This window comes from Psychrobacter sp. PL15 (genome assembly GCF_035984995.1).
Lineage (GTDB): Bacteria > Pseudomonadota > Gammaproteobacteria > Pseudomonadales > Moraxellaceae > Psychrobacter.
Genome location: NZ_JAXCIB010000004.1, coordinates 21,940 through 35,104 on the forward strand (window position 1 = coordinate 21,940; position 13,165 = coordinate 35,104).

At 42.2% G+C, this 13,165-nt stretch carries 9 protein-coding genes; 4 read left to right on the forward strand and 5 right to left on the reverse strand.

What is annotated here, in order from left to right:
* Positions 1-261 precede the first annotated feature (261 nt).
* Positions 262-1,320 (forward strand): oxygen-dependent tRNA uridine(34) hydroxylase TrhO, encoded by a 1,059-nt coding sequence (trhO, locus tag RCH20_RS04645; protein ID WP_327192775.1) that lies wholly within the window; start codon positions 262-264, stop codon positions 1,318-1,320.
* A 199-nt stretch (positions 1,321-1,519) separates the two neighbouring features.
* Here the strand turns inward: trhO and uraH are convergent, their stop codons facing one another.
* Together uraH and serA are read right to left on the reverse strand one after the other, a co-directional pair.
* Entirely contained in the window at positions 1,520-1,948 is a 429-nt protein-coding gene (gene uraH, locus RCH20_RS04650) for a hydroxyisourate hydrolase (protein ID WP_209955329.1), read from the reverse strand.
* A 299-nt stretch (positions 1,949-2,247) separates the two neighbouring features.
* Positions 2,248-3,480: a phosphoglycerate dehydrogenase gene (serA, locus tag RCH20_RS04655; protein WP_327192886.1), complete on the reverse strand. Its 1,233-nt coding sequence runs from the start codon at positions 3,478-3,480 to the stop codon at positions 2,248-2,250.
* A 578-nt stretch (positions 3,481-4,058) separates the two neighbouring features.
* On the opposite strand from serA, the gene RCH20_RS04660 reads away from it, so the two are divergent.
* The gene (locus RCH20_RS04660; RefSeq protein ID WP_327192776.1) at positions 4,059-5,522 is read left to right on the forward strand and encodes an FAD-binding oxidoreductase; all 1,464 of its coding nucleotides are present in this window, start codon (positions 4,059-4,061) and stop codon (positions 5,520-5,522) included.
* A gap of 281 nt (positions 5,523-5,803) precedes the next feature.
* On the opposite strand, the gene RCH20_RS04665 is transcribed toward RCH20_RS04660, so the two are convergent.
* Positions 5,804-6,433: a BLUF domain-containing protein gene (locus RCH20_RS04665; protein WP_327192777.1), complete on the reverse strand. Its 630-nt coding sequence runs from the start codon at positions 6,431-6,433 to the stop codon at positions 5,804-5,806.
* A 553-nt stretch (positions 6,434-6,986) separates the two neighbouring features.
* Between RCH20_RS04665 and RCH20_RS04670 the strand changes: the two genes are divergently transcribed.
* Both RCH20_RS04670 and RCH20_RS04675 read left to right on the forward strand, forming a co-directional pair.
* Positions 6,987-8,624 carry a carbon-nitrogen hydrolase family protein gene (locus RCH20_RS04670; RefSeq protein ID WP_327192778.1) on the forward strand — a complete coding sequence of 546 codons (1,638 nt, stop codon included), beginning with the start codon at positions 6,987-6,989 and terminating at the stop codon, positions 8,622-8,624.
* A gap of 300 nt (positions 8,625-8,924) precedes the next feature.
* Positions 8,925-9,383, forward strand: coding sequence for a protein disulfide oxidoreductase (locus tag RCH20_RS04675; RefSeq protein ID WP_327192887.1), 459 nt, complete (start codon positions 8,925-8,927; stop codon positions 9,381-9,383).
* Positions 9,384-9,721: 338 nt separating this feature from the next.
* Here RCH20_RS04675 and ald read toward each other — a convergent pair whose 3' ends face one another.
* Positions 9,722-10,837 carry an alanine dehydrogenase gene (ald, locus tag RCH20_RS04680; protein WP_209955340.1) on the reverse strand — a complete coding sequence of 372 codons (1,116 nt, stop codon included), beginning with the start codon at positions 10,835-10,837 and terminating at the stop codon, positions 9,722-9,724.
* A gap of 965 nt (positions 10,838-11,802) precedes the next feature.
* The gene (locus RCH20_RS04685; RefSeq protein WP_327192779.1) at positions 11,803-13,158 is read right to left on the reverse strand and encodes an NCS1 family transporter; all 1,356 of its coding nucleotides are present in this window, start codon (positions 13,156-13,158) and stop codon (positions 11,803-11,805) included.
* Positions 13,159-13,165 lie beyond the last annotated feature (7 nt).

Consider the following 13,165-nt stretch of genomic DNA (forward strand, 5'->3'; position numbering starts at 1 on the left):
CAAACAAAGTATCTAACAAGCGACTACTATAGCAAGGTCTACTAGCAGGATAAATGACCTTGAATAATAACGGCCTAAATTATTGAAGTCATAACTATCATAAAATATGCAAAAACATTCAAAAATGAGGCTTAATTTGTTACACTGCGCCAGCATTTGGCCAATTCCACATTTATGCCAATGTTATTGACCCTTCTTTAAATAAAAAAACCTTTTTAACCCGATGCACTAGGTTTACGACTTAGCCAGCAGGAGAGAGTAATGAGTAGTACCCAAGTAAATACGCCAGCCAAAGTGGCTAGCACACCTACCCATGCCACCGAATACGACAGCGAAACCAATAATATTGTAGTCGCTGCGCTTTATAAATTCACGCGCTGGGCTGACTTTAAGCAATACCGCGAGCCCCTCTTAAACACTATGCTCAATAGTGAAGTGAAGGGTACCTTATTAATCGCGGCTGAAGGGGTTAACGGTACGATTTCTGGTACCCGTCAAGGGGTTGATAAGGTCCTTGACTACCTACGTACTATTGAAGCGATTGGTAGCCTGCTGTCCAAAGAATCCTATACTGATGAGCAGCCCTTTTATCGCACCAAAGTGAAGCTGAAAAAAGAAATCGTCACCATGGGCGTGGAGAATATTGACCCGCTACAATCAGCTGGCCGCTATGTCAAGCCAAGCGATTGGAACGCACTGATCTCAGATCCTGAAGTGCTTCTTATCGATACCCGTAATGATTATGAAGTACAAATTGGCACCTTTCAAAATGCGGTCAATCCGAAAACAGAAACCTTCCGTGAGTTCCCAGACTATGTCGCAAAAGAGCTGGATCCCAGCAAGCATAAAAAAGTGGCGATGTTCTGCACTGGCGGTATTCGCTGTGAGAAGTCAACGGCATTTATGCGCCAACAAGGCTTTGAAGAAGTCTACCACTTAGAGGGTGGCATCCTAAAATACCTAGAAGAAGTCGCTAGCGATGAGTCCATGTGGCAAGGCGACTGCTTCGTTTTTGATAACCGGGTTTCGGTCAATCACAACCTAGAAAAGGGTGAGTACGAGCAATGCTTTGCTTGCCGTATGCCTATCACAGCAGCGGATCAACAAAGCGCCGCTTATATCAAAGGTGAATCCTGCCCACATTGTATTGGTAAAGCCACTGACGAGCAAAAGGCACGGTTTCGCGAGCGTGAGCGTCAAATGCATTTCGCGATAAAACGTGGTGAAGTACATATTGGTGGTGAAGTGATTGATGTCATTGAAAAACGCAAAGCGGCTAAGACTGAAGCTCGCCGCAAAGCGGATGCTAAATCAAGGTAGCTTACGAGACATTATAATTGCTATGGATATTTTTGAGCAACTTTGAAGGTTTGCGAATCATAGAGTCAAGCGCGCTTTAGCCCATTGCTATGGTCACAGTGCTTAACTGAACCCTAATTATAAACTACCGCCCATAAAAAAGAGCCGCTCTATAAATAAATAGAGCGGCTCTTTTTTATGTTCACTTACTCAGTAGTGCTTAGCTACCACGATAGGTGCTATAGCCGTATGGAGATAAAGTGATTGGTACATGGTAATGGTTATCACCTTTGACGTTAAAGTTCACTTCAACATAGGGGTAAAATGATTCCAAACCTTGATTACGGAAGTATGGCGTGGTTTCAAAGATAAGCTTATAAGTACCGTCATTATCAATATTACCTTCGTTCGGTAAAAATTCACCGATACGACCGTTTGCTCCAGTCTTTTGGGTATCTAACAACTTCCAACTGCCATTAATTTGCTGCTGCATCAAACGGACATTCACGTCTGGTGCAGGCTTGCCAGTGCTAATATCGAGAATATGGCTCGACAGTTGATAAGCATCTTGGTCAGCAGCATAGCTGGCAGTCGCAGTCATGGCCAATGCGCCACCGAGTGCTGCTGCTTTCATTATATTCATTTTCATAAAACGTCCTTTAAATTAAAAAACAGTAAAACATACTGATTAACATTACTATAAAATCGTTAAGTTGACATCGATAATGGTCTTCAGCTGTGTAGTATAGATTATCAAACCAATCTTACAATGAAGGAAATGTTAACTTATATAGCAAAAAGTATACTATATGTAGCAATGCTCAAATAAACACCATTTAAGTGATAAAAAATAGCAGACAATTTTAAAAACTGCCTGCTATTAGTTATGATACGAACTAGGATTACTAATACAGATTATTAGTTAAGGTTAACGCTTAAGCGCTAACTTTAAAACAAAATACGTAAGCGAATAGTCTCTTCCACATCTTTAAGCTGATCAATAGCAGCATCGGAATCATGATAATCCACGTCCATCATCAAATAACCCACACCGCCTTCAGTCATCAAGCTTTGCGCTAAGACATTGATATGTGCCTCAGCGAATAAACGGTTAACTTGTGACAATACGCCTGGTACGTTTCTATGAATGTGTAGCAGACGATGAGTCCCTTCTTTAAACGGAATCGCAACTTCTGGGAAGTTCACCGCTGTGATGGTATCGCCTTGGTCAGAATATCTAACAAACTTCTCTGCTACTTCAAAGCCGATATTGGCTTGTGCTTCTTGAGTTGAGCCCCCGATGTGCGGGGTCAAGATGACATTATCAAACTTACGTAGCGGGGATTCAAACTCTTGGTCAGCAGATTTTGGCTCTTTGGGAAAGACGTCAATTGCCGCGCCTAAGACTTTACCAGACTCAAGTACAGCCGCCAGATCATCAATATCAACGCACGTACCGCGTGCGGCATTGATAAAATAGCTGCCCTCTTTCATCTGCGCGAACTGCGCCGCTTTCATCATATAGCGAGTGCTGGCCACTTCAGGAACGTGTAACGTGACGATATCTGCTTGTGACAACAGCTCATCTAAACTACCGACTTGATAAGCGTTACCTAATGGTAGCTTGGTCACGACGTCATGATAAATAACTTTCATACCGAAGCTTTCGGACAGTACCGACAGCTGTGAACCAATAGAACCATAACCGACGATACCGATCGTTTTGCCGCGCACTTCGTGAGCGTTTTTGGCAGACTTACCCCAACCGCCGCGATGGACAGTGGCGTTCTTTTCAGGGATACCGCGATATAACATGATGGCTTCGGCTAATACTAGCTCAGCGACTGAGCGAGTGTTTGAAAACGGGGCGTTAAAGACCGGAATACCGAACTCACGGGCCGCTTCCAAATCGACTTGATTAGTACCAATACAGAAACAGCCAATACCAATGAGCTTGTCAGCATGTTCAAGCACTTCACGGGTCAGCTGGGTACGTGAGCGGATACCAATAAAATGAGCGTCTTTAATCTTTTCGATCAGCTCATCTTGATCTAGCGCATGGCTGAGATTCTCGATATTATTGTAGCCCGCGTTTTTCAATATTTTTAGGGCATTTTCGTGTAAACCCTCAAGCAATAAAAACCGGATTTTATCTTTTTGTAATGATAACGCCATTGAAATCTGCCCTATAACTATTTTATAAATAGTGTGCTATGAGTGAAATTGAACCTGAAACGAAAACAATTCGATCATCTTACACAAAATTCAGCGCCGATGTTAGAGCGCAGGCCTAAATAAGCAGACCTAAATAAATAGTTACTATTTTATACTATGATAAACTCGCTGGTGATTATCCTATGCCAAATAACAGCGAACAATGTGCTAATATTGACCTTAAACTATTTTATAACTCATGAGACCATTATAGCTATCAGCTATAATAACCGACCATAAAGCTCGGTTATTCTGCTTATAAAGAACAAAAAAATAGTGACGCGCTGATATTTTATTATCTATAGTTAAAATACCTTAAAAACGCGACAGTACTGCTGGTATAAGATTTTTGCAGCCTCTGTCTGCCTAGGCACAGCAAGCAAGAAAAACGCAAGCCACATACCAAACGCAGACCATGTATCCATATGGTTAGCGACATTGACTCTGTAGCGGTATTATAGTCAATCAACTATAGCTGCCTTACTTATGAGCCGCTCTTACCTACTCCCTCATCTATTGTTTCAAATTAAAGAATCGAGACTACTATGACCGCATCAGAAGCCATGACCGCATCAGAAACGCTGGTCGCTAATGCCAACATTGATACCGCTGCTGTCGACGCTATCTTAAGCACACTTATTAATAACCATCACTTTGATGCCACCCAAATTAAAATGGATACCAAAAGCTTAGAGCACTGGGGCAAAGACTGGACCAAACATTTTGCACCTGCTCCTGCTGCGATTGTCTTCCCAAAAACCACCGAGCAAGTACAAGCATTAGTACTACTGGCCAATGAGCATAATGTGGTACTGACCCCAAGCGGTGGTCGGACGGGCTTGTCTGCGGGCGCAGTAGCGGCCAATGGCGAGATTGTAGTCAGCATGGATAAAATGAACCATATCGGTACCTTTTATCCTGCTGACCGATTGGTAGAAGTTGAAGCCGGGGTCGTGACCCAGCAGCTTCAACAGTTCGCTGAATCCAAAGACCTATATTATCCCGTCGATTTTGCCTCAGCAGGCTCAAGCCAAATGGGTGGTAATATCGGTACCAATGCAGGCGGTATCAAAGTCATCCGTTACGGTATGACCCGTCAATGGATTATGGGACTGACCGTGGTGACTGGTAAGGGCGATATCTTGAACCTCAACCGCGGTATGGTCAAAAATGCGACTGGTTATGATTTGCGTCAGCTGTTTATCGGTAGTGAAGGCACGCTCGGTCTAGTCACCCATGCACAGATTAAACTTGAGCGTCCACCGCAAGACTTGACGGTGATGGTACTGGGCATGGATAACTTTACCGATGTCATGAATGTGCTGTCTGCCTTTCAAGCTCAAATTGACCTGACTGCCTTTGAGTTTTTTGACAGTATCGCCATTGATAAATTAATGGCGCACGGTCAAGTGCAAGAACCATTCGCCTCACGCACCAAGTTTTACACCTTATTGGAGTTTGAGACGCCGTATGAGCCGATTATGGACAAGGCCATGGCGATATTCGAGCACTGTATGGAACAAGGCTGGGTGGTTGACGGCGTTATGAGTCAAAGTATCGCGCAAGCACGAGAGCTCTGGAAGCTACGCGAGTATATTTCAGAGACCATCTCGGCATTCACCCCCTATAAGAATGATGTCTCAGTGCTGATCAGTCACGTGCCTGATTTTATTGATGAGATTGATCATATTGTCAGCAGCAATTACCCTGACTTTGAAGTTTGTTGGTTCGGTCATATTGGCGATGGTAATTTGCATCTGAACATTCTAAAACCCGAAAATATGGACAAAGACCAATTCTTTACAGAATGTCAGGTGGTCAATAAGTATGTGTTTGAGATCGTGCAAAAATATGGTGGCTCAGTATCAGCCGAGCATGGCGTGGGCATGACCAAAAAGCCGTATTTACACTACAGTCGCAGTGCGACCGAGATTGAGTACTTGAAGGAGATTAAAAAAGTCTTCGATCCTAATAATATTATGAACCGGGGTAAGATTTTTGACATGTAAATAACCTGTTAAACAAGTATAGTTAAAATACCTTAAAACGCGACGGTACTGCTGGTATAAGCTTTTTGCAGCCTCTGTCTGCGTAGGCACAGCAAGCAAGAAAAGTTTATGCCAGCAGTACGTTATGTATCGATATTACGTTTCATTGACTATGGTATTCGCTTAATACATTTATTTAACTTAAAAAATGACGCTAAGTGTCAAAACTTAGCGTCATTTTTATGCTGCGCTTATTATAAATAAGTTATCAGGTTTGCAGCTATAGATAGCTTAGCAAGCGCTTATAAAAACAACAATAGCAAGGCCACGACAATCAGCAGACTGAGAACCCCTTGAACAATCAAAAACGCTTGATGCGGGGCAGCAATATGCCGAAACATATTACCTAACGCATTATAAGTAATACCAGCGACTTTAATGTGGGGCGGGGTATCCAGGGTATTAATGACTTGTAAGAACTGTTCAGCACGCTCAGGTGTCCAGCTGTGGGGGGTAAACGGTAAAAATGGTGATAACTGAGCAACTTGTTGCTTAGTAGCAGGAGACCACAGCCAACGCTCTAAAAATAATAAGCGCATCCGCCAATCACGGAATGTGTGCTGATCGATCTCTTTTAATAATAGCACTCTGATATTTTTGTGGCGATTATCTAAAGAAATATGCCGTTGTAAGGCGATGACTTGTGCTTTATTACCCTCAATACACTGCAAGAAGTTGCCATTGCCATAACATAAAATACCCGTAATATCACGCTGCTGATTATAGGCGCTAGCACTCTTTTCTACTTGCTCGAACATTGACGCACTCATTCGTCCCTTTAGGGTCAGACTACTAATATAGACCAGTCGAATCATTGCTGACTCTTCTATTTTTTCTAAAGTTTTGACCATATCAATATGATGTAGAGGCATAGTAAGATAATCCTAGAAATAGCGGCAACATGCGACTCATAAACCCAGATAAATATAAGCAATAGCTTATATCCAAGACAATTAAGTTATCAACCATACAACGTTTATTACTAAATCAGGGCATTGCAAAACTAGTGACATGATTAGTCACTCACAAAATGGTAGCAAACGCTTACCACGTTACGCTTTTATTAATGGATGAGATTGTTATGATAGCGTGCACAGTTGCCGCTTAATAAATTGGCTCGATTCGTCATGATAGACGTTTGCAATAACGGGCAGTTGCTCTATTACTCATTGTTGCTAACAACCACAGAGCATATGGCTATTGGTTTATATTCATATTAACGGTGGTAATAATCAATAGATTAAAAGATCATTGTTATTATTAAGGTATTGTAACGGTAACAGGTGATTATTGATATCAATTTTGACAGTTGTCTTAAGCCATTACGGAATAATTTAATATCTCAAAAATCATATCATGACTGGTAAAATAGCCTACTGTAATACCAGTAAATATAAAACCAGTCAGTACAAAAACAGGAATATCATGAGCAAAATAGAAAAAACCGATGACTTTCATCTTACGATTGCCGAAATTAAGAAAAAAGACTATCCCCAATTAAAAGTCTTAATGGATCGTGTTTATGCCAACTTAGGTGGTTCGTGGTCAAAGACGACTATCCACACCTTGATTGACGCCTTTCCTGAAGGGCAAATTGCTTTGTTCGACCATGATCAGTTGATTGGGATTGTGCTGTCCATGCGGGTTGATTATGCGAAGTTTTCGAACCCCCATACTTATGATGACTTAATTGGACAAAAAGAGATCATCAAAGATAATCCAAAAGGCGATGCTATTTATGGTTTGGATGCGCTGATTGATCCTGAATATCGTGGTTATCGTCTTGGTCGCCGGCTGTATGATGCCCGTAAAGAGCTGTGCCGACAGTTGAACTTCCGTGCCATTTTAGCCGGTGGCCGAATTCCTAATTATTACAATCATAAAGACCTAACGCCAGGCGAATATATTGATGCCGTTGAGTCGCGTGAAATTCACGACTCAGCATTGTCTTTCCAGCTGTCTAATGGTTTTATTGTCAAACGTATTCTGACCGCTTATTTACCTGATGACAAACAGTCTAAAGGCTTTGCGACCCTGCTTGAATGGTCTAATATTTATTACGATCCGCAGGATTATAAGCCCAATACCCGTAAGTCTGAAGTTCGGATTGGCGGTATTCAATGGCAAATGCGTGAAGTCAAATCCCCTGAGGAACTACTACAACAAGTCGAATTCTTTGTCGATGTGATGGCTGACTACAACTCTGATTTTGCTTGTCTGCCTGAATTTTTTAATGCGCCATTGATGGGACTGTGCGAATCTACCGACCAAAACATTGCTATTCGCTTCTTAGCGGGTTATACCGAATGGTTTAAAAATGAAGTCTCGCATTTAGCGGTCACTTATAACGTCAACGTCATCGTAGGTTCTATGCCGTTGTTGGATGAGGACGATACTTTATATAACGTCAGCTATCTATGCCGCCGTGATGGTACGGTTGAAGAGCAACGCAAAATTCATATTACCCCGCATGAGCGTAGCGCGTGGGTCATTGAAGGCGGTGATAAAGTTCAAGTATTCGATACTGATGCCGGACGTATTGGGATTTTGGTTTGCTATGATATCGAATTCCCAGAGTTGTCACGTCTGCTGGCGCTTGAGGATATGGATATCTTGTTTGTGCCGTTTTGGACCGATACCAAAAACGGCTATCTACGTGTGCGTCTCTGTGCCCAAGCCCGCGCCATCGAAAACGAGTGCTATGTGATGATTTGTGGTTCAGTGGGCAACTTGCCGCAAGTTGAAAGCCTAGATATTCAATACGCACAGTCCTCTGTCTTTTCGCCATCAGACTTTGCTTTTCCACACGATGCCATCATGGCCGAAACCACAGCCAATACTGAGATGATCTTCTTCTCTGATGTTAACCTTGATAAACTTACCCACGTTCGTAACGAAGGCTCAGTACATAACCTGCTCGACCGCCGTGACGATCTATATAGCTTGAAATGGAAGAAAAAAGCGCGCGTTTCAGCCAGTCGACTAACTGATGAAGAACGCCGTGAAAACTCAGGTAGCGTGCTAGAGGGCAATCCATTACAAGGACGGGCACAAAAACCTTAACTGTTAAAATCTTAGGTTTTATAAATCGAATTCTCAAAGAAAACGATTTAATTAAAGATTTAATAATACGGCTGACCATTCAGCCGTTTATTTTTGTCTAAGAAATGATTGATCCAACACCATACACTCAAAAAAGCAGATGTTATGACTATTGATACCAACGACGACAACGTTAATACTAGCCATACTGATGTTAAATTAAAAAAACCACCCCGTCCTCAAAAAGGACACAAAAAACCTCCTAACAAAAGCCCCCGACAAAAGCTGCTATCAGTGCTCAAAACGGTGCTGCTATATGGCATGGTCTTTGTGGTAGTTTATACCGCGATTAATTGGTGGCGGCAACCCGTCATGCCCGCTAATCCACAGTTACAGCTTACCGATTATCAAGGGCAAACTGTGGACTTGGTCCAGTTAAGTGCCGAAAAACCAACGCTGATATACTTTTGGGGAAGCTGGTGTCCGATATGCCGCACGACTTCTCCATCAGTAAATACCCTTGCGGCGCAAGGAAATTATCCAGTGGTAACTGTTGCCATAAAGTCAGGTACCGACCAGGAGCTACACCGCTATCTGAGCCAACATAGTTATAACTTTACGACCATCAATGATCAAAAAGGTGACATCTTCGCTGACTGGCAGGGACAAGTAACCCCATCATATGTGATATTAAAAGATGGCGAGATGACTCAAGGCCTAACGGGTATCCAACCGTTATGGTCACTTAAATTGCGACTTTGGTTTAGTTCACTTGGTTAAACAGTAATAACTTTTACTGGCAATATTTTTAGCTTTAGTATTAGACACTTTGGCTGATAGGTTTTCAGGCAATATCCTGATTGCATTGTCTGAAAACCTATGTAAACCTTAATAATCTCTATCAAAGAAGCGATAGAATTGATCGTTAACTGCCTGTTAATCAGTCTTAGTTAGTGACTGTTTTCTCATAAATATCGAATGGCATGAAACCATAAAAACAATCTGCTACATAGGCACTTCATCGACAATAACAACAGCAATGACAATCATGCACAGTTAGCAGACTATTGGTTTTCTTCACGTTTTTATTGGTTTAACAACATAGCCAATTAAAAAGCTTAGCTTATTAACGAGCTTAGTTCTTTATAATCATAATCTAACGCTTCCGCAACCGCTTTATAAGTCACATAACCTTGAGTCGTGTTGACCCCCTTTGCAAAGGCAGGATTGTCAATACAGGCTTGCTTAAAGCCTTTTTTGGCCAGCGTTAGTACATAGGGCAAGGTGACATTAGATAGGGCCAAAGTCGCTGTACGTGGTACCGCACCAGGGATGTTGGCAACGGTATAATGGATGATGCCGTGCTTAATATAAGTCGGATTATCATGGGTAGTAATACGGTCAGTGGTCTCGAACAGACCGCCCTGGTCAATAGCGATATCAACGACAACGCCACCATCATTCATCGATTCAATCATAGCTTCAGTGACCAGCTTCGGCGCTGCTGCGCCCGGAATCAATACCGCACCGATGACCAAATCGCTATCGCGTACGCTATTGGCAATATTGACTTTGGTCGACATCAGTGTCTGTACATCATTGCCAAACAGCTCAGACAGCTGCTTGAGACGTTTGGGATCTAAGTCTAAAATAATGACGTCTGCGCCCAAACCGATAGCAATTTTGGCCGCCTCCGTACCGGACACACCGCCACCGATGATGGTAACTTTACCTTTTTTCACGCCTGGGATGCCACCGAGTAAAATCCCTTTGCCGCCATAAAAACTTTGCAAAAATTGTGCCCCAACTTGTGTGCTCATCCGCCCTGCAATCTCACTCATTGGGGTTAAAAGTGGTAATGAATTATCTGCTAACTGCACAGTCTCATAAGCGATTCCTGTTACTTTGCTATTGACCAGTGCTTTAGTAAGCTTAGGTTCAGCGGCCAAATGCAGATAAGTAAACAGGGTCAAATTTTCTCTGAAATATTGGTATTCTTCAGCTTGAGGTTCTTTGACCTTGATGACCAGCTCGACATCCCACGCTTTGGCAGCGCTATCAACGATCGTTGCGCCCACATTTTTGTAATCTTCATCAGTGAACTGTGAACCGATACCAGCATCGGTTTCGACATAAACCTGGTGGCCGTTATCGACTAAAGCGCTGACGCCGTTCGGTGGTAGACCAACACGATTTTCGTTGTTTTTAACTTCCCTTGGGATACCTATTTTCATAATTATTCCTTGCATGGTAGTTTTTGAGTGGAACTGCTTTGGGATAATACTGGCTTAATTAATGGTCTAACAACAACTAAGTGCCCTATTTTATTTATCATCGCTATTGCCGGTTAGGAGGCTCAGACGTCACTATATAATACCAAGCATAACGGTTAGCTTTTAGATATCAGGTCCAATATAGACGATAGATTTAAATTGCAGGCATAAGTTTTGGCAGCGAATATTTGCATAGTTATGCCCGAATGTGACTCGCAATGGTACTTGGTCGCTTAGTTTTAAGACGTTAATGGGTCTGTAATATTGCAGATAGAGTACTTAATCTACGGATAATGACGGCTTGGATGGTTTTCCAGAGGTTTAGTGCTGATGATAGTAAGTTTTACGATAATAGCGAACGAATTAAAACGTTTTTTATTACTTGAGAAAATCATGGTTACTTAAGGAGATTGTTATTTAAGAATACAGTTATATTAAGTAGCCACTGCTTTTTTACAGACTAGCTGTTGATAGCCATATTCTAACAGTTAGTTTTAGGACGCTAAAATAGATAACTGCACTAGCGTGATCAATAGTTATAGCACAGTTAATGACAGTATGGCTAGCTATAGCCTAGAAAATTAATTATCAATTACTAATAAATAGTTTTCTAACTCACAGTGGATAAACCAGCATAATAATCAAACGTTGCTAAGAATATTCATACCTTTTTATCTAAGCTTAGCGATAATAAACATCGCTCTTTTTATCTTAATATTTTACCTCAGTAGTTTTAGGCGACAAAGCAATCTTAATAAAGGTCAAACTTACTTAATAAAGGTCAAGCACCCTCTAAATAACACCTGCTTTTGTATATCACGCTACCTAAAGCCTGCATAAGATAATCACCATATCGAAAACAAAAACCCCACGGAAGTATAGGCTACCGTGGGGTTTTTTTGTACCGATCAACTGAGTAAGTAAGTTTACGGCAAGAAGCGTTTTGCGGAAGGCAGCTTATGCATTAAGATCCAATAAAGTCCGCCAGCTGGAAGCAAGCCTGCATACCAAGAGATACTTGAGAACGTCAGTGCAACTACCACGCCGACAACCATAGCAATAACTGCTGCCATATTGACGCCTTTATAAGGGCCATTTTCATCATAGAGTTTGTCAAGATCAAGCGTTTGCTTACGAATGAAATAATAATCGACGACTAAGATTGCAAATAGCGGACCTAGGAATGCCGAATAGGTTTGGATAAAAATATTTAATCCTGCAGCAGATTCGTCTTTCACTAGTTCCCAAGGGAAGGTACAAAATGCAAGCAAACCAACAATAACAGCCGCTGTTTTAAACTTAAGGTTAAAAATATCCATTAGAGCATAAGCTGGTGGCACGACGTTGTTCAAAATATTGGTCGTAACTTGTGCAAAAGCGATGAAAATCATAGTGATTACTAGCAAAGGCTTGTTATCGACTGCGCTAGAAAACACACTAATGGGATCAACTTCACCAGTAGCACTAGTGACCATCAGACCGATCAAACCCATGAATAGAGTTGCAGGTAGAATTGAGTTGGCATAGATGGCGACTTGACGGAATAGCCCAACTTCCTTGCGCAATTCGCGCGAATAGTCAGAGACGTTCAGCATCATCGTGCTGTAAACCCCTAAAAATAACATCGTTGCACCCCAAAATGGGGTACCCCAAGTACCTTCAACATTGATAAGATTGGTCGAGATGGAATCACCATACTTATTAATGACACTAAAAAACATATAAGCGAGTGAGCCAATAATGAAAACTGAACCAATATTCTCAAGCCATTTGATGCCGTGAAAACCCAGAACCGATAGGCCAATTTGTAAGAACTGAAAACCAATGAAGAAGACCACAAGGTTGTTGTAGCCAAACAAGGTATCTGACACTAGGTTCAGCGCGCCAGCCCCGATCCAGCTTTGAAAGCCAAACCATACAATGGCGGGCACTGAGCGCACTATTGCTGGAATACGGTTACCAGAAAAACCGAATGCAGACCGGCACTGTACCATAAACGGAATGCCGTACTTATGGCCGGCGCGACCATTGATCATCAGCGCCGCACCAATGACGGTACAACCGATTGTGATCGCCACCACCACTTGCAATAAGTTCAACGTACCGACCAGACCGGAGCCCACTGTAAAAGTACCAATGGATACGCAGCCACCTAGCCAAGCAAATAGATAGGACCAAGGACCCATAATACGCGTGGTTTGTGGTGCAAGACTCTCTTGCCCTACTCCTTTGTGGTCAAGTGTCTCAACCCCTGATGCGGTAGCCAGTTTTGCGTTTTGCATTATATTC